This is a genomic window from Streptomyces sp. NPDC048018, from assembly GCF_043202995.1.
GTDB lineage: Bacteria > Actinomycetota > Actinomycetes > Streptomycetales > Streptomycetaceae > Streptomyces.
This window is the reverse complement of record NZ_JBIDBK010000001.1, coordinates 966,456-984,698: the sequence shown is the minus strand read 5'-3', so window position 1 is coordinate 984,698 and position 18,243 is coordinate 966,456. Positions and strand designations below refer to the sequence as shown.

General features: G+C 73.1%; 12 protein-coding genes. 7 read left to right on the top strand and 5 right to left on the bottom strand.

What is annotated here, in order from left to right; all coding sequences use genetic code 11:
- Positions 1–343: 343 nt before the first annotated feature.
- Entirely contained in the window at positions 344–1,174 is an 831-nt protein-coding gene (locus ACGF1Z_RS04420; RefSeq protein WP_392999751.1) for an alpha/beta fold hydrolase, read from the bottom strand.
- A 369-nt stretch (positions 1,175–1,543) separates the two neighbouring features.
- Between ACGF1Z_RS04420 and ACGF1Z_RS04415 the strand changes: the two genes are divergently transcribed.
- The 5 genes from ACGF1Z_RS04415 (at position 1,544) to ACGF1Z_RS04395 (ending at position 7,303) form a co-directional block, all read left to right on the top strand.
- The gene (locus ACGF1Z_RS04415; RefSeq protein WP_392999749.1) at positions 1,544–2,737 is read left to right on the top strand and encodes an FAD-dependent oxidoreductase; all 1,194 of its coding nucleotides are present in this window, start codon (positions 1,544–1,546) and stop codon (positions 2,735–2,737) included.
- Positions 2,738–3,068: 331 nt separating this feature from the next.
- The gene (locus tag ACGF1Z_RS04410) at positions 3,069–4,601 is read left to right on the top strand and encodes a Re/Si-specific NAD(P)(+) transhydrogenase subunit alpha (protein ID WP_392999747.1); all 1,533 of its coding nucleotides are present in this window, start codon (positions 3,069–3,071) and stop codon (positions 4,599–4,601) included.
- A gap of 1 nt (position 4,602) precedes the next feature.
- Positions 4,603–6,021: a Re/Si-specific NAD(P)(+) transhydrogenase subunit beta gene (gene pntB, locus ACGF1Z_RS04405; RefSeq protein WP_392999745.1), complete on the top strand. Its 1,419-nt coding sequence runs from the start codon at positions 4,603–4,605 to the stop codon at positions 6,019–6,021.
- A 339-nt stretch (positions 6,022–6,360) separates the two neighbouring features.
- Positions 6,361–6,972: an RNA polymerase sigma factor gene (locus ACGF1Z_RS04400; protein ID WP_392999743.1), complete on the top strand. Its 612-nt coding sequence runs from the start codon at positions 6,361–6,363 to the stop codon at positions 6,970–6,972.
- Positions 6,962–7,303, top strand: coding sequence for a hypothetical protein (locus tag ACGF1Z_RS04395; protein WP_392999741.1), 342 nt, complete (start codon positions 6,962–6,964; stop codon positions 7,301–7,303). The genes ACGF1Z_RS04400 and ACGF1Z_RS04395 overlap by 11 nt, the downstream gene beginning before the upstream one ends.
- Positions 7,304–7,519: 216 nt before the next feature.
- Here the strand turns inward: ACGF1Z_RS04395 and pucL are convergent, their stop codons facing one another.
- The gene (gene pucL / locus ACGF1Z_RS04390) at positions 7,520–8,452 is read right to left on the bottom strand and encodes a factor-independent urate hydroxylase (protein ID WP_392999739.1); all 933 of its coding nucleotides are present in this window, start codon (positions 8,450–8,452) and stop codon (positions 7,520–7,522) included.
- Between the two features lie 319 nt (positions 8,453–8,771).
- Between pucL and ACGF1Z_RS04385 the strand changes: the two genes are divergently transcribed.
- Both ACGF1Z_RS04385 and ACGF1Z_RS04380 read left to right on the top strand, forming a co-directional pair.
- Positions 8,772–10,436, top strand: coding sequence for a BCCT family transporter (locus ACGF1Z_RS04385; RefSeq protein WP_393000314.1), 1,665 nt, complete (start codon positions 8,772–8,774; stop codon positions 10,434–10,436).
- A 318-nt stretch (positions 10,437–10,754) separates the two neighbouring features.
- The gene (locus ACGF1Z_RS04380; RefSeq protein WP_392999737.1) at positions 10,755–12,584 is read left to right on the top strand and encodes an ABC transporter ATP-binding protein; all 1,830 of its coding nucleotides are present in this window, start codon (positions 10,755–10,757) and stop codon (positions 12,582–12,584) included.
- Between the two features lie 231 nt (positions 12,585–12,815).
- Here ACGF1Z_RS04380 and ACGF1Z_RS04375 read toward each other — a convergent pair whose 3' ends face one another.
- From ACGF1Z_RS04375 to ACGF1Z_RS04365, 3 genes are all read right to left on the bottom strand, one after another.
- A complete protein-coding gene (locus ACGF1Z_RS04375; RefSeq protein WP_392999735.1) occupies positions 12,816–14,153 on the bottom strand; it encodes a hypothetical protein in 1,338 nt (445 codons plus the stop codon).
- Positions 14,154–14,500: 347 nt separating this feature from the next.
- A complete protein-coding gene (locus ACGF1Z_RS04370; RefSeq protein ID WP_392999733.1) occupies positions 14,501–16,957 on the bottom strand; it encodes a discoidin domain-containing protein in 2,457 nt (818 codons plus the stop codon).
- Between the two features lie 103 nt (positions 16,958–17,060).
- Positions 17,061–18,113: a LacI family DNA-binding transcriptional regulator gene (locus ACGF1Z_RS04365; protein WP_392999731.1), complete on the bottom strand. Its 1,053-nt coding sequence runs from the start codon at positions 18,111–18,113 to the stop codon at positions 17,061–17,063.
- Between the last annotated feature and the right edge of the window lie 130 nt (positions 18,114–18,243).

The following is an 18,243-nucleotide window of genomic DNA, read 5'->3' as shown; positions in this document are numbered from 1 at the left end:
GCGGGATCGGAGCACCCCACACCGTGATCCCCGGGGGTCCGGGCGGGGGAAGAAGAGGCGCGGGGCGACATCGCAGCGGCCGCGGGGAGCCCCGGGATGTCGCTGCGCGGGGGCCAGGACGTCGGCGCGCGGGCGCCCCGGGGACGTCGGCGCCCGGGCTGCGCATGTCGTCGTACGGGGGAGTGCGGGCGCGCACGGGAAAGTGCGGGCACGTACGGGGGAGTCCGGGCACTTCACCGTGCGTGACCGCCGACCGGCACGCGCCGTACGCGCCGGTCGGCGGGGCCGGGTCCCGGACGCCGACGGCGGGGACGCCGTGCCGACGGCGTGGGCGCCGCCTGACTCAGCCGACGAGCCAGGCCAGGAGCGACGGGGTGGCGTCGAAGTGTCCGCCGTGGCCCGCGTCCGGCTGCCGGGTCAGGCTCGTGGCCGGGATACGGGCGGCGAGCCAGTCGCCGTGCGTGGGGGGTACGAGGGTGTCGAGGCCGCCGTGCCAGAGGCGGGTGGGGGTCTCGATGTCCGCGGGGTCGAAGCCCCACGGCGCACCGAAGAGCGCGACGACGTCGTCGACCCAGCCGTCGAGGCCGGGCCGGACGGCTTCGGCGAAGGCCGGGCCGAGCATGGCACTGACCTCCGGCCGGGAGAGGACGGCCTGCTCCACGTCGGGTAGCGGGGGGAGGTCGGCGGTGCCGACCTGCGCCAGGTGCTCCCTGACGGCGTCCCGGCCGATCACCGCGACGGCCGCGCTGCGGCGGTTGCCCTCGTTCATCCCGGCGGTCCAGTCGAGGCCCTCGGCGTCCCGGGGCGCCAGACTCGCCAGCGCGCCGGCCCGGGTGATGCGGTCGGGACGCCGGGCCGCGCACGCCAGCGCGTGCGGGCCGCCGCCGGACACGCCGAACACGGCGAAGCGCTCCAGGCCGAGCGCGTCGGCCACGGCCACCACGTCGTCGGCGGCGTCGACGACCCGTCGGCCCGGGGCGGGGCTCGACCGTCCGAAGCCCGGACGGTCGTAGGTGATCAGCCGGATGCCGAGGTCATGGAACAGACGCTCGTCCGGGTGCCGGGCGAGCCGGCTCATCGGACTGCCGTGCAGGTACACGACGGGCACTCCCGAGGGCGTGCCCCACTCCTCCACGGCCAGCGTCCGGCCGTCACCGGTGATCACCTCATGCACGGCGCCCACGCTACTGAACGCACGCGGGCGATGTCGGCCCGGAGCCGGGACAGCGGTCGGATCCGCGCTCATTCCTCTCTGGGCGCAAAGGCGTTCGACCCATGCGCCGCGTGACCACGGGACACGACGAGTTCCCGACCCACGGCGTGGTGGGGCTCCTCCCGGGCGTCGCCGTCGCGTCGCGCAACCCGGGGCCGCGCCCCTCGGAGGACGAACTCCGGGGCGAACGGCGCCGCGGCCGGCCCACCGCGGTGGGCCGGCCGGCGGAGGTGCCCCGGGGGCGCAGGGCGCGCCCGTGAGGTGGGTACGGTGACCGGGAACGTGATCCGCGCGGCGGCGCGCCGCCGCGACCGGAGGGGGAGGGGCCCTGTGCGAAGACGTCGGGCGGTCGTGGTCGGAGCGGGCATCGGCGGCCTCACGGCCGCGGCGGCGCTGCACCGCCGGGGATGGCAGGTGACCGTCTGCGAACGCGCACCCGAGCCCCCGGTCACCGGCGCCGGCATCGGCCTCGCCCCCAACGCGCTGCGCGCCCTGCGTGCCATCGACGTCGACGTCACCCGGACCACCGGCGACGCCGTACCGCTCGTGATGGGGGTGCGGCGCTCCGACGGCCGGTGGCTCATCCGGACCACCACCGCCGACCTGGCCGCGCGCCACGGAACGCCCCCGATCGCCGTGCCGCGGCCGGCTCTCACCGTCGCCCTCGCCGCGGCCCTGCCGGCGGACGCCCTCCGGTACGGCACCGCCGTGACCGGCGTCGACGACGCCGAAGGCCACCCCATCCTGCGGACCGAAGCCGGTCCGGACCTGCCCGCCGATCTGGTCGTCGCCGCCGACGGGATCCACAGTCCGCTGCGGCGCGCGTACTTCCCCGCCCACCCCGGCCTGCGCTACCTCGGCGAGACCGCCTGGCGGGCCCTCGTGGAGGCCCCCGGCCTGCGGGTCCCGGCCATGAGCGAGACCTGGGGCAGGGGCGAACGGTTCGGCGTGACCCCGTTGTCCGACGGCAGGTTCTACCTCTACGCCACCGCGGCCGTTCCGGCCGGCGCTCCCGCGGGCGATCCCCGTGCCGAACTCCGGCGGCGCTTCGGCGCGTGGCACGACCCCATTCCGGCGCTGCTGGACCGCGTCGGCCGGCTCCCCGCCGCCGACGTCCTCCGGCACGACCTCTACGAGCTGGCCGCCCCACTCCCGCGCCTGCACCACGGCCGGATCGCCTGGCTCGGCGACGCCGCCCACGCCATGGCACCGAACCTCGGACAGGGGGGCTGCCAGGCCGTCGAGGACGCGGTGGTCCTCGCCCATCTGCTGCCCGCCGGGGACGGCGGCGACGACGCGGACGCCGTCCCCGCGGCCCTCGCCGCGTACACCGCCGCCCGCCGCGACCGCACCGACGCCGTGCGCGTCCGGGCCCGCCGGGCCGGGCGCCTGGGCGCGCTCCGTCACCCGCTCGCCGCGGCGGTCCGCGACCTCGCGGTCCGGGCCACCCCCGACCGCCTGGCGGTGCGGGGCATGGACGACCTGTTCGACGGCTTCCGCCTGCCGCCCCGGCCCGGGACGTGACATCCCCGACGTCGCGCCCCGGACCGGGACGTGACATCCCCGACGTCGCGCCCCGGCCCGGTCGCGGGGCAGGTACCCGGCCGGGGCCACGGCCGACACGTGGGAGCCGGGCACGGCGGGGGCGGACGCCTTCGAGGTGCACCATGTCCAGTGCGGCACGGCACCCGGGCCCCCGTCGATGTTGCGTACACCTCACCAGTGGATGCTGTTCAAGGAGAGCCCACGACGGCCAAGCTGAACGGCGTGCTCCGGATCATGGCGGGCACTTCTGACTTCTGAACGTGTTGAGAACACGCCGTTGACGGCCTGAGCAGCGAAACGGAGAACACTCGTGATTGTCGGAGTCCTCAAGGAAGCGCGGGCAGGTGAGAACCGCGTTTCGGCCACGCCGGCCACGATCGAGCAGATCCGCAAGCTGGGGTACGACGTCGTCGTCGACTCCGGCGCGGGTGTCGCGGCCGGTTTCACCGACAGCGCCTACCAGGCGGCAGGCGCGACCGTCGGCGACGCCACGGCCGCCGACGTGGTGCTCGGCGTCAACGCCCCCGCTCCGGCGCAGCTGGACCGGGTCGGCCCGCAGGCGACGGTCATCGCGCTGTTCGCGCCGGCCTTCGACCCCGCGATGGTCGAGGAGCTGGGCCGACGGCCGTTCACCGCGCTGTCGATGGACGCCGTGCCGCGGATCAGCCGGGCGCAGTCGATGGACGTTTTGTCGTCGATGGCGAACATCGCCGGATACCGGGCCGTCGTCGAGGCCGCCCACGAGTTCGGGCGCTTCTTCACCGGTCAGGTGACGGCGGCGGGCAAGGTGCCGCCGGCCAAGGTGCTCGTCGCGGGCGCGGGTGTCGCCGGTCTCGCGGCGATCGGCGCCGCCGGCTCCCTCGGCGCGATCGTGCGGGCGACCGACCCGCGGCCCGAGGTGGCCGACCAGGTCCGCTCGCTCGGCGGCGAGTACCTGTCGATCGAGTCCCCGGAGGTCGAGGTCTCCACGACGGGCTACGCCAAGGAGATGGGTGACGACTACAAGGCGCGCGAGGTCGACCTCTACGCCGCGCAGTGCCGCGAGGTCGACATCGTCATCACCACCGCGCTGATCCCGGGGCGCCCCGCGCCGACGCTCATCACCGCGGAGATGGTCGCGAGCATGCGGCCGGGTTCGGTGATCGTCGACATGGCGGCCGCCAACGGCGGCAACGTCGAGGGCACCGTGAAGGGCGAGAAGGTCGTCACCGGCAACGGCGTGACGATCATCGGCTACACCGATCTCGCCGGGCGGCTGCCCGCGCAGGCCTCGCAGATGTACGGCACCAACCTGGTGAACCTGCTGAAGCTGATGACGCCCGGCAAGGACGGGGTGCCGGTGCTGGACTGGGACGACCCGGTGCAGCGCTCGATCACCGTCGTCCGCAAGGGCGAGTCGGCGTGGCCGCCCCCGCCCGTGCAGGTCTCGGCGGCCCCCGCCGCCACTCCCGCGCCCGCGGCGGCCGCGGCGAAGCCGGTGCCGGAGAAGGCGCCCATGACGGCGCGGCAGAAGTTCGGCGGCGTGGCCCTCGGCGCACTGGCGCTGTTCCTCGCCGCCGGGTTCGCGCCGGCCGCGCTCCTGCCCCACGTGACGGTCTTCGTACTCGCCATCGTGATCGGCTACTACGTGATCGGCCATGTGCACCACGCCCTGCACACGCCGCTGATGTCGGTGACGAACGCGATCTCGGGGATCATCGTCGTCGGCGCGCTGCTGCAGATCGGGCACGCGAACACCGCCGTCACGGTGCTGTCGTTCGCGGCGATCCTTCTGGCCAGTATCAATGTCTTCGGCGGCTTCGCGGTGACGCGTCGCATGCTCGCCATGTTCAACAGGAGCTGACATGTCTGCGACCCTCGCCGCGCAGGCGGCCTACCTCGTTGCCGCGCTGCTGTTCATCCTGGCGCTGGCAGGACTCTCCAAGCACGAGTCGGCACGGCTCGGCAACGCCTTCGGCATGCTCGGCATGGGCGTCGCGCTCGTCGCGACGATCGTGCTCGCCGCCGACGGCGACATCAGCGCCGCGGGCCTCGGACTGATGCTCCTGGCGATGCTCATCGGTGCGCTGATCGGCCTGCAGCGAGCCCGCGGCGTCGAGATGACGGGCATGCCCGAACTGATCGCGCTGCTGCACTCCTTCGTCGGTCTGGCCGCCGTCCTGGTCAGCTGGAACGGCTTCCTGAACGTCGAGCATGACCCCACCGGCCACGAGGCCGAGGCCCTGGACGCGCTCGGCACGCTGGGCATCCACCACGCCGAGGTGTTCATCGGGCTGTTCATCGGCGCGGTGACCTTCACCGGCTCCGTCGTGGCGTACCTGAAGCTCTCCGCGAAGATCGACTCCAAGCCCCTGGTCCTGCCGGGCAAGAACGCTCTGAACCTCGGTGCGCTCGGCCTGTTCATCGCCCTGACGGTGTGGTTCGTCATCACTCCGGAGCTGTGGCTGCTGATCACCGTGACGGCGCTGGCACTGGCGCTGGGCTGGCACCTGGTCGCCTCGATCGGCGGCGGTGACATGCCGGTCGTGGTCTCGATGCTCAACAGCTACTCCGGCTGGGCCGCGGCGGCCTCGGGCTTCCTGCTCGGCAACGACCTGCTGATCATCACCGGCGCGCTCGTCGGCTCCTCCGGCGCCTACCTGTCGTACATCATGTGCAAGGCCATGAACCGCTCGTTCCTCTCCGTGATCGCCGGCGGTTTCGGCATCGAGGCGCCCTCCGCCTCGGCCGTCGACTACGGCGAGCACACGGAGATCACCGCCCAGGGCGCCGCCGAACTGCTCGGCTCGGCCCGGTCGGTGGTCATCACGCCCGGCTACGGCATGGCCGTGGCGCAGGCGCAGTACCCCGTCGCCGAGCTCACCTCGAAGCTGCGCGCGAAGGGCGTCGACGTACGGTTCGGCATCCACCCGGTCGCCGGCCGCCTGCCCGGCCACATGAACGTGCTGCTGGCCGAGGCCAAGGTGCCGTACGACATCGTGCTGGAGATGGACGAGATCAACGACGACTTCGCCGGGACCGACGTCGTCCTCGTGATCGGCGCCAACGACACGGTGAACCCGGCCGGGGCCGAGGATCCCAGCAGCCCGATCGCCGGCATGCCGGTGCTCACCGTCTGGGAGGCCGGCAAGGTCATCGTCTTCAAGCGCTCGATGGCCTCCGGGTACGCGGGCGTGCAGAACCCGCTGTTCTTCCGCGAGAACACCGCCATGCTCTTCGGTGACGCGAAGGACCGGGTCGAGGACATCGTCGGCGCGCTCTGACGGGTCCGGCGGATGCCCCGGGCCCCGGGTGCCGAGCCGCGCGGCGCCGCACCGGCCTTCCTCCGGTGCGGCGCCGCGGTGGCGTCGCGGGGGCGACCGGGCGCCCGGGGGGGCGTACGCCCCCGCCCCGGCCGGGTCCGTGCTCGTCCGCGCGGACCCCGGTTCGAGGTGGGGGTGAATCCTTTCCTGTCCGGTGTGCCTCTCATAGGCGTGCGGACGACCGCGTCCGCCCCCCGAGGTCACCAGGAGGACCCATGACCACCGTCGTCATCGTCGCCGCGGCCGCCGCGCTGTTGGTGTGCGCCTGCGCCGTCACGCTGCGCCGCCGGAGGCGTCAGCGTGGCTGAGCACACTTGGCCGGGCACGACCCTGGTCGCCGCGGCGCAACGCGGGGACGTCGAGGCGCTGAGCGCGCTGGTGTACGGCTCGTACCCGCACGTGCACCGTTTCGCCCACACGCTGTGCGCGACGCCCCAGGACGCCGAGGACGCGGCCCAGGAAGCGCTGATCATCCTCTACCGCAAGATCGGGATGCTGCGCGCCTCCGGGGCGCTGGCGTCGTGGATGTTCCGGATCGTCCGCAACGAGTGCCTGCGCCGCGCCCGTTCCCTGCTCCGCGGCGGACCGGCCGACGCACCGGACGGGCCCAAGGCGTCCGGCCGGTCCGCGGGGGGCGGGGACACCGCGCGGTCCGCCGAGGAGGACGTCCTGTTGCGCCTGGAGGCCGAGCGCGTCGCCGCCGCCGTCGCCGCCCTGCCCGCCGACCAGCGTCAGGTGCTGGTCATGCGGGACATCCAGGGCCTGCCCGGCCGCACCGTCGCCGACCGCCTCGGGATCGGCACCGCGGCGATGAAGTCCCGCCTGCACCGCGCCCGTTCGGCCGTGCGCGAGGCGCTGCACGAGGAACCGGACCGAGCGGCCGGGACGAGGGGAGCCGACGATGACATCTGAACCGACCGCCACGAGGACCCGCATCACCGTGCCCGGCCGTGCACCCGGGGCCACCGCCGTGCGCGACCCTCTGGCTCCCGGCCGCTATGCCAGCGCCAGCGTGCCGCGTCATCTGGTCCGCGGCGCCCTCGGGTTCGGCGCGCTCGTCGGCTCGCTGGTCCTCCTGCCGTTCGTCGGCCCGGTGAGCCTGCTGCTCGCCCCGGTGGGCCTGGTCGCCCTGCGCGGCTGCCCGATGTGCTGGGCGATCGGCCTGATGGAGACGGTCTCCGCCGGACGGCTGCGCCGGTCCTGCGTGAACGGGAGGTGCGAACTGACCCGTGCCCCGTCCTAGCCGCCGCGCGGCGGGAAGGCGGGGAGACGTCGACCGTTCGCCGGGCCGTGGTGTCACGGGCAGGCGGGGGCGGAGGTGGCCTCCGCCTCCGGGGGTGGCGCGGTGGGGCGCTCCACCGGGAGGCGGGCGAGGTGCCCCGGAAGGGGGCGGGCGGCGGCCCGGGGCACGCTCGCCCCGGGCCGTCGCCGCGGCCGGGTCAGGCCGCGGGCGTGGCGGTCAGGCCGTGATCCAGTCGCTCGTGGCGATGACCGGCTGGACCCCGTCCCGGTGGACGGTGCCCTCGATGAGGCCGTACATCCGGTCGGCGGCGTAGTAGACCTCGTTGTCGTTCTTCAGGCCGAAGGGCTCCAGGTCGACGAGGAAGTGGTGCTTGTTCGGCAGGTTGAGCCGGACCTCGTTGACGGAGGAGCAGTGGTCGAGGACCCGCTCGGCCATGGCGTTGAGGGTCTGCTGCAGCGAGTGGCTGTAGGTCTCGGCGAAGGCCTCCAGCATGTGCCGCCTGACCTTCTTGTACGACTGGTCCCAGTCGAAGTCCGGGTCCCCGGCGGCGAGTACCGAGTGGGCCCAGCGGGCGGTGACCTTGGTGGCCAGGATGCGGTCGTACGCCTCCTTCAGGGTCGTGTACCGGTCCTTGATGTAGCCGTGGAACTCGGAGTCGGTCGAGTTCATCACGGTGAGGTCGCGCAGGCCGGAGATGACCTGGAGCTGTCCGCTCGACCCGCTGTAGGTGACCTGCGCCGTGCGCACCTCCTGGCCCTGGCGGACGAAGGAGTGCTGTTCCGGGCGGGTGGGGACGGGGATCCGGTCCCAGGCGAACTCCTCGACGCGGATCTGCGCCTCGTGGATGACGGGCTGGGAGTTCACGAAGTGCCGGGCCAGCAGGACGGCGAACGCCTCCGGGGAGGTGATGCCGTACTCCTTGGCGAAGGCGTAGACCGTGTTCTTGGTGGTGTCGGTCGGCAGGCAGTTCCCGTTGTCGCCGGTGAGGTGCACCTCGCGGAACTCGCCGCGCAGGGCGACGGAGACGTTCAGGTCGCGGATCTCGTGCCAGGCACCCTCGTTGCCCTTGCGGCTGACGGCGACGATACGGTTCTCGGCCTTGCCGTACTGGTTCTGCGCCAGAACGTGCCTGCCGGTGGACGTGCTCATGATGCGGCTCCTGCGGGTACGTGGATTCGTGGATCCCGTACGCCCGGCGTCCGGTGCCGCGTCCGCCGCGGCACCCCCCGCCGTCCGGCCCTCGCGCCCAGGGGCCGCCCCGGGACTGACGAGCATCCCGGTCCGTAGGTGTTCGACACGGATTGCAGCACAGGGCGTCCCACCTCGACAAGAGCGGCGCCGTCGTTCCCCGGGGTATCCCCGCCGCTGTGGTAGTCCCTTAGGGGGGAATGGTCATTGCTGTTCCGATTCATCCAGGATTGCTCCGAAGGGGGCTGACTTCGTGTCACAGGAAGAGCAGAGACGGCCGGTGGAGGCCGACCTCCCCGGGCCTTCGGGCGGCCACGCGCGGGCCCGTACGGACCGGGTCGTCTTCGGGGTCAGTGCCGTCCTCACCGTGGCCTTCGTCGTGTGGGGGGCGGCGGCCACGGGGAGCCTGGAGACCGTCTCCAGCAAGGCCCTCGACGGGCTGATCCGCAACGGCGGCTGGGCCTTCATGCTGGCCGCGACCGGCTTCGTGGTCTTCGCGCTGTGGCTCGCCATCAGCCGATACGGGCGGATCACCCTCGGCCAGGAGGGCGAGGGGCCGGAGTTCCGGACCGTGTCGTGGATCGCCATGATGTTCAGTGCCGGCATGGGCATCGGCCTGATGTTCTACGGCGTGAGCGAGCCGCTCGCCCACTACGGCACCCCGCCGCCGGGCACCCATCCGGCCGACTCGGCCGAGCGGATGCAGACCGCGATGGCCACCACCCTGTTCCACTGGACGCTGCACCCGTGGGCGATCTACGCCGTCGTCGGGCTCGCCATCGCGTACTCCACGTACCGCCGGCGCCGGCGGCAGACCGTCAGTGCCGTCTTCGTCCCGCTGATGGGCGAGCGGCGTGCGTACGGCGGGCCCGGCCGGGTCATCGACATCCTGGCCATCTTCGCCACGCTCTTCGGGTCCGCGGCCTCGCTCGGTCTCGGCGCCCTCCAGATCGGCAGCGGCTTCGAGGAACTGGGCTGGATGGAGAAGGCCGGCACGGGCCTGCTCGTCGGCATCATCGCGGTGCTGACCGTCGCCTTCGTGCTCTCCGCGGTGTCCGGCGTCGAGAAGGGCATCCAATGGCTGTCCAACATCAACATGGTGCTCGCCGCGATCCTCGCCGTGTTCGTCTTCGTCGCCGGCCCCACCATCATCGTGCTGGACCTGCTGCCCACGTCCCTCGCCGCCTACGTCGGCGACCTGCCGCAGCTGGCCGGCCGCACCGAGGCGACGAGCGGCGACAACATCCATGACTGGCTGGGCAGTTGGACGGTGTTCTACTGGGCCTGGTGGATCTCGTGGACGCCCTTCGTCGGCATGTTCATCGCGCGGATCAGCCGCGGGCGGACGATCCGTCAGTTCGTGGGCGGCGTCATCCTGGTGCCCAGCACCGTCAGCCTGGTCTGGTTCGCCGTCTTCGGCGGCACGGCGATGAAGCTCCGCGAAGAGGGCGCGCTCGCGGGAGAGACCACGCCGGAGGGCCAACTCTTCGGTGTGCTGCAGGAGTTCCCGATCGCCGGGACCATGAGCCTGCTGGTGATGATCCTCGTCGGCATCTTCTTCGTGTCCGGCGCGGACGCCGCCTCGATCGTCATGGGCACCCTCTCCCAGCACGGCGCCTTCGAGCCCAGTCGCCTGGTCGTGGTGTTCTGGGGCGTGGTGACCGGGGCCGTCGCCGCGGTCATGCTCCTCATCGGCGACGGCCAGGGCGACGCGCTCGCCGGTCTGCAGAACCTCACGATCCTGGTGGCGGCACCGTTCGTGCTCGTGATGATCGGGATGTGCGTGGCGCTGATGCGGGACCTGCGCAGGGATCCGCTCATCGTGCGCGGGCGGGTGGGGGAGGAGGTCGTCGAACTCGCCGTGATCGCGGGCCACAAGCGCTACGACGGGGACTTCGAGCTCCGCATCGGCCCGGGATCGCCGAGCGGCGACGGGAAGGGCTGAGCGGGGCGGGGGCTTGCGGAGCAGGGCTACGGCGACGGCGACGGCCGTCCGGCCCTGCCGGCCTCGCCGTGATCTCCGGGACGGGCCCTGGACGGGCTCCTGCCCGGCTCTGCCCGGCCCCGTCGTGACCCTCCCGGGCGGGCCCTGCGCGGGCTCCTGTCCCGGCCCCTGCCCCGCCCCCGTCGTGCCGCCCCGGCGGAGCCGCCCCCGGTGACCCTGCGCGCCGGAGATGCGCCGCGGAAAACGCTTGGACGGCGCGGGGACCTTCGCGGGAGACTGCGAGTTCTGTCCCTGGGGGTCCGACAAAGCAGGGTTGGAATGGATTCGTCTGAATCAGACAAAGGTACGCCGGGCCGCGGCCCGGTAGTTCTCGCACTTCGACACTACGGGCGGGAGTTGGCCCGGCTCCGCCGGATGACCGTGCCCGCGATGCTGCTCCCGGCGCTGGGCAACATCGGCATCGCCTACATCGCGCCGCTGATCGTCGCCAAGCTCGTCGGCCGCATCGCCGGCGACGGAGCGGACGGCTCCGGGTCGGGGCTCGGCGCCATGCTGCCCTACGTCCTCGGCTTCGCCGTCGTCCTGCTGCTCTCCGAGGCGCTCTGGCGCGTCGGACTGCACTGCCTGAACCGCCTCGACGCCCTCGGCATCGAGCACCTCTACGTCGTCGGCATGGACGAACTCTTCGCCAAGGACGCCGTGTTCTTCCACGACAACTTCGCGGGGTCGCTGACCAAGCGGGTCCTCAGCTTCGCCTCCCGCTTCGAGGAGTTCGTCGACACGCTCACCTTCAACGTCATGGGCAGCTTCGTGCCCCTCACCTTCGCGTCCGTCGTCCTCTGGACGTACGAGCCGCTGCTGGTCATCGGCCTGCTCGTGATGATCCTCGTCACGGCGGTGTGCGTGACGCCGCTGATCCGGCGCCGTCAGGTGCTGGTCGGCGAGCGTGAGGAGGCGATCGCCCGGGTGTCGGGCCACGTCGCCGACAGCCTGATGAACATGGACACCGTCCGCGCGTTCGCCGCCGAGGAGCGCGAGGCGGCGGAACACCGCTCCCGCGTCGCCGAGTCGAGGCGGCTGACGCTGCGCTCGTGGGACTACGGCAACCTGCGCATCGACACCCTGGTCGCCCCCCTGTCCGTCCTGACCAACGTGCTCGGTCTGACCGTCGCGCTCGCGCTCGGGGCCGGCGAGCACGGCGTGGAGGCGGTCATCGTGGCCTTCACGTACTACTCCAACGCGACCCGCATCATGTTCGAGTTCAACCAGATCTACCGCCGCCTGGAGAGCTCGATGACGGAGGCGGCCCAGTTCACCGAACTGCTCCTCGTCCCGCCGACGGTGGTGGACCCGGAATCCCCGGAGCCCCTGGGGTCCCGGGCCGCCGACGTGCGGTTCGAGCGGGTGACCTTCTCCCACGGGGGAGCGAAGCCGCTCTTCGAGGACCTCGACCTGGACGTGCCCGCCGGCACCAGGATCGGTCTCGTCGGCCGGTCCGGCGGCGGCAAGACCACGCTCACCCGTCTGCTGCTGCGCATGACCGACGTCGACGCCGGCCGGATCCTGATCGGCGGCCAGGACATCAGCCGGATGTCCCAGGCCGACCTGCGCAGCCTGATCGCTTACGTGCCGCAGGAACCGGCGATGTTCCACCGCACCCTGCGCGACAACATCGCGTTCGCGCGGCCCGGTGCCACCGACGCCGAGATCCGCGCCGCCGCCGAGGCGGCGCACGTCACGGAGTTCGCCGACGCGCTGCCCGAGGGCTTCGACACCATGGTCGGCGAGCGCGGGGTGAAACTGTCCGGCGGGCAGCGCCAGCGGGTCGCCCTCGCCCGGGCGATCCTCCGCGACGCGCCGATCCTGCTGCTCGACGAGGCGACCAGTGCCCTCGACTCCGAGAGCGAGATCCTCGTGCAGGACGCGCTCTGGCGCCTGATGGAGGGGCGGACGGCCCTGGTCGTCGCGCACCGCCTGAGTACGGTGGCCGGCATGGACCGGCTCGTCGTCCTCGACCGCGGACGGGTCATCGAGCAGGGCAGCCACCAGGAACTGCTCACCACGGACGGTCCGTACGCCAAGCTGTGGCAGCACCAGTCGGGCGGCTTCCTCGACGACAGCCCGGCGAACGCGGCCGGACTGCGCTGAGCCACCCGGAGCGCCGGGGCGGGGCCCACCAGGGGTCCCGCCCCGGCCCACCTCACCCCGCCCCGCGCCGGCCGTTCGGGACCGGAGTCAGGGCGGGGCCGGAGCCCGGTGGACCAGGCGCTCGACCTCGTGACGGCGGTCCTGGCGATCGCCGTCGTCCGCCGTGTCACCGCAGGCCGGCCGGCCGGGCCCCTGCCGTACGTCAACATGACCTGAACCCGGCCGCGTCGTTCAGGCGTGGGCGAACACGCAGGCCATGCGGGTGCCGGGATTGGCGCTCATCCCGACGATCGCGCCGCCGTCCGCCGCGTTCACACGGGCGTGCGCGCCCGCGTAGCCGCGCGAGGTGAGGAAGACGCCGACGGCCGCGACCCGGTCGTCGACCATCCCCGTCACCGGGTCGAGCACCGGCTCGGCTCGTGGCACCACGCGTTCCTGGGCCAGATAGCCGTGGTCCGCGGCGACGGCCAGCGCCGCCCGCCACCCGGCGTCGTCGCACTCCCAGCCCGCGAAGGTGTCCAGACCGCCGTGCCCGGCACCTGGCTTGAGGATCAGGTGCTCCCGGCGTTCCCGGCACGCGTCGAGCAGCTCCGGCGCCGCCGTCCGGCCGAGCGTCCGGCTCCACGGCAGGACCCGGTCCACCAGGGCCCGCTCGTCGGCGTCGAAGGCCGTGGCCCAGCGCGGGTCGGACAGCAGCGCGAGCGCGTTCTTGTGGGCGTACAACCCGCTCTCCAGCGAGGTGTACAGCACGGTCCGGCCGGACTCGTGCGCACGGAACAGGTGCTCCGCGGCCTCGGGCCCCAAGGGGTCGTCGAGCAGCTGACGCGCCCCGAAGTTGCGCAGGACCAGATCGAGCGGGGCGCCGTCGAGGGTCAACTTGCCGTCGGGCCGGGTGCGCACGTCGCCGAGCTCGCCGATTCGCAGGTCGAGCCCCTGTGCGGCCATGGCCTCCTGGAAGGCCCGCATCAGCGTGCCGTACGGCCCGATGCCCCCGTTGCCCTCCACGAGCCCGATCACCGGGTCCGCCCCGCTCCCGGAGAGCGCTGTCCCGGCCCGTAGACGCAGGTCCTCCGCGAGCCGGGCCGCCGTGTCGACGTGGGTCAGGGCGTGCTCGGCGGCGAAGGCGGCGAACTCCCCGACCCGCAGCAGTGCCGCGTTGCACACGGCCATGTCCATGCCCCCCACCTCGCTGCCGAGGTTGAACTCCAGGAGCCGGTAGCCGGTGCCGTCGTGGTAGGCGTCGGCGCGGCCCAGCCTCGCGGGACGTCCGTCGGCGCCCCGGCGCAGCAGGGCGGCATGCCGCGGGTCGAGGCCGAGCTCCTTCGCGTACCGCTCGGCGTCGCCGTCGAAGAGCCGGTCCGGGAGCGAGACGAGGATGTCGAACAGGCCGCCGAGGTCCCGCGCGAACTCCCCGAGCTCCGCCTCCGGTACGAACCAGGGCCGCGGCAGCAGGTGCCGCCGCCACGCCTCGTCGAAGGCCGGCGGGAAGGCCGCGCGCGCGACCGCGTCCCGCAAGCCCGCGTTCCCGTCCCGGCATGCGTCCGTGTACGTACGGCTGAGGGCAGTCATGCCCGCCATCCGACCACGGGCGGCGGCCCGGGCGACAGGCCCCGGGAACGGCCCCGGGAGACAGGCCCCCGGCGCGGCCCCGGACGGCCCGACCGCCGGCCCGGCCCGACCCCTCGCGGACGGCCCGCCCGTCGGGCCCGCCCGACGACGGGGACTGCAGGGCCCCACACCCTGCGCCCCCGGAACGCCCCGCGGCCCCCGAACACCCTGCGCCCCCGGAACCCCCCGCGCCCCGAAGCCGGCGCCCGACGGTCGCATGCCTCCGGGACTCCCGAACTCCTGCTCGGCCAAGGCCCGTTCGGCCAACGCGCCCTCGGCCAACGTCCGTTCGGCCACCGTCCGTTCGGCTACGAGCCCCACGCCTCGAACTCGTAGATGCGGGCGGCGGGGTCCGTCGTCTGGGTCGGCTTCGTGATCGACAGGCGCACGTAGCGGGCGGTGACGGAGACCGGGTGGGTCGTGGTCGCCGCCGTGTTGCCGGTGACGGTCACGGCGGTGGTCCACGGGGCGGTCGCGCTGTCGCGGACCTCGACGGTGAAGTCCCGGGTGTTCCAGCTCGCGCTCTCGCCGCCCGCCGCCGCGTGCTTCACCACGAAGCGGTCGAGGGCGCGGGGCGTGCCGAGGTCCACCTCCAGCCACTTGGCGCCGGTGAGCGTGCACCACTTGTCGCCGTTCCCGCCGGAGACGCTGCCGTTGACGGCCTTGGCCGCGGTCTCGGTGGTGGTGCACTGGCCGGAGGAGGTCGCCGGACGGTTCAGGGCCAGGTTGGCGCCGGGGGTCGCCGACCACGTCACCGTGGTGCTCGCGGCCGGCGAGCGGCCGTACTCGGTGGAGACGGCCTCCACGTCGAGCGTGGTGCTCGTCTCGTTCCCGACCCGGTCGAGCCGCGGCACGAAGTAGCTGTCGTTGGGCGTGGCCCCGAGGAAGCTGCGGCTGCCGTCGGGATTGCGGCGGTACACCTCGTAGTGGTGGACGTCCCCGGCGGCCGAGGCCGTCCACGCCGTCCGCAGCGACCTGCTTGTGCCGCCGGTGTCCCTCGAGCCGAGCACGGTGAGCGCCGAGGGGGCCGTGGGAACGTCCACCGACCCGTCGTAGAGGGCGAGTTGACCCACCTTGATGTCGTACGAGGCGGCGGTGCCGGTGGTCTGGAGGCCGATCTGGGCGACGGTGCGCCCGGCGTACGGGGACAGGTCCAGGGTCCTGCGCTCCCAGCCCGCCGTCGTGGTGGATCCGAGATCGAGGGTGGTGAAGCTCGTGGGGGAGTCGGTGAACGCCACCGCCGCCTTCAGCCGGGTCGGTCCGGCGGCCGGGGTCTTCACGACCACGGACAGCTTGGTGTCGGCCGCGACCGGCAGCCGCGACTGGTAGAGGCGCACGGTGTTCACCGCGTCCAGGACACCGGTGAGGCGCAGCGTCGAACCGCCCTCGTAGGCGTCGCCGAAGTCGATCGAGGGCTTGAGCCTTGTGCCGGTGGACGCGACCAGCCAGCGGTAGGTCGGCGGCACGTCCTGCAGGGAGAGGTTGTTCCAGCCGCCGGTGGAGACCCTCACGCCACCGGAGTGGTAGAAGTCGCCCTGTCCGGCGTCGAAGGAGGTCACGAAGGGTTTGCCGGTGACCGGCGACGACTCGGCGACGTAGGTCGCGAGGCCCTTCCACGAGGCCGTGGTCGTGGTGTCGGAGGGATCACCGTTGGGGCCGTCCCAGTAGCGCGCCTCCCGCGCGTACGAATCGGCGCGGTCCGTCGCGGAGTTGTGCGTCCATTCGGGGCGGTAGAGGCCGAGCGAGGTGGTGTGCGGCCGGCCGGCGGGGAAGACGGCGCTCCAGGGGACGCTCGTGTCGTAGCCGTCGGCCTCGGTGTCCACCCCGGCGAACAGCTCGTACTCGCCGCGTCCGAGGGAGCGGGCGAGGGTGCGCGAGGAGTCCAGGGCGGCGGCTCCCCAGCCGAAGTCGAGGAACATCGAGTCGCTCGTGCGCTGCGAACCCTCCTGTAGAAAGGCGTCGTTGGCGGTGGTGAGGGCGTCCTGCCAGCTGACCGAGCCGGACTCGGTCATCGCGTCGTACCACATGAACTCGACGGGCCCGAGCGAGCGGGCGTAGCGCAGGGTGTTGCGCATCTCGGTCGCGAGGGCGCTGTCACCGCCGGCCGTCTCCTGGTTGATGAACCAGCCGTCGAAGCCGTAGTACTGCGCGGCCTGGGCCAGCTTGTCTGCGACGGGGTAGCGCGTGCCGGACTTCTGGACGAAGTCGCGCACCCACTGGATCTGGCCGCCGTAGGCCGTGGGCGGGAAGAACACCGTGCCGTACACCTTCACGCCGTTGCGGTGGGCGGCGTCGATCACGGTCGGGTTCGGCGCGAGGATCAGCCCCTCGCCGGCCGAACCGCCCCAGAAGACCAGCTTGTCGACGTACTGCCAGTGTCCGAAGGCGTAGTAGCGCGGGTCGAGCGAGCCCTGGGAGGGGTTGTTCGAGGTCGGTCCGAAGGAGACCAGGGAGGCGATCCTGCCCTCGCCCGCGCGGGCGTTCGCGTTCGCCTTCAGCGCCGGGTCGGAGACCCGGGTCCGGAGCGGCACCCGCGAGCGGTTGAACCGGGCGTCGGGGTCGCCGGCCGGATCCCAGTTCAGGATCGTGTTCGGATACCAGTACGAGGCGTACGGCTGGGTGCCCGTGCCCGCCGCGTGGACGACAACGTTGTCCGACGTCTGGGAGAGGGATGGGTCGGACGCCGACGCGCCCGGTGTGGCGGCGAGGCCGAGCGCGACCGCGGACAGGGCCGCGGCCAGGAGGAGATGCAGGGGTCGTCTCATCGGAGCTCCGGTCCAGCAGAGGGGGAAGGGGCTGGTGGTGCCGGTGGCGCGACGGTGCGGTGTTTCGTCCGGTGCGGAGGCTAAAGGGCTTTAGCCAGAGGGGTCAAGAGGGCGTCGAGCGCGCGGTCCGGCCGGCGGCGGGAGCCGCCGTGCTCTCACGGACCGTCAGGCGCGGGGTCGGGTTCTGGACGTCCCGCGCCGACGACGGGTCGTCCAGCACGGCGAGCAGGGCCGTCGCCACCTGCTCCCCCAGGGCGAAGGTGTCGCGGGAGAGCGCGGTGAGCGAGGGGTGGACGATCCGCGCGAGCGCGGAGTCGTCGAAGGACACGACCGACACCTCGCCGGGCACCGCGACCCCCATCTCCGCGGCGACCCCGAGGCCCGCCACCGCCATCACGTCACTGTCGTACACGAGCGCCGTCGGCCGCTGCCGGCCCGGCCGGGCCAGCAGCGCGCGGGTGGCGGCGGCACCCTCCGCGTCGCTGAAGTCCGTGGGCACGGAGACCGCCTCGTCGAGGCCGAGCCGGCGCGCCGCGTCCCGCACCGCCCGGATCCGGCGCCGGGTGTGCTGGAAGGAGGTCAACCCGGCGAGATGGGCGATCCGGCGGTGCCCGAGGGCCGCCAGGTACTCCACGATCGAGGTCATCGCCTCGCGGTCGTCCGCCCACACGGCGGGCAGCCGCCCGTGCCGTCCCGGCCCGCCGAGCACCACGGTCGGCACCCCGAGCTCCTCCAGGACCACGATGCGCGGGTCACGCACCTGCAGGTCGACCAGCACGAAGCCGTCCACGCGGTGCTCCGAGGTCCACCGCCGGTAGACCTCGATCTCGGCCGCCGTGTCCTCGACGACGAGCAGCTGCAGCGCCGTGCCGCCAACGGAGAGCGCCGCCTGGAGTCCGGAGAGCAGCTGCCCGAAGAACGGTTCGAGCCCGATCGTCCGGGCGGGCCGGGCGAGGACCAGGCCGACGGCTCCGGCCCGCGCCCCGCCGAGGGCGCGGGCGGCGCTGTGCGGGCGCCAGTTCATCCGCTCGGCCACCCGCAGGATGCGCTCCCGGGTCGCCTCGCTGACGCCCGGACGCCCGTTGAGCGCGAAGGAGACGGCGCCCTTGGAGACACCCGCCTCCCGGGCGATGTCGGCGATGGTGGGTCGGGCCATCGGGCGCTCCCTCGTCCTGCGCGTCTCCGCACGCGCTCTTGACACCGGAGTTTAGCCGGGAGCATAGTCCCGCATCGCTAGAGCGGTTTAGTCGAGCAAGGTCCGCGCACCTCCCGCGACGTCCGAGCAA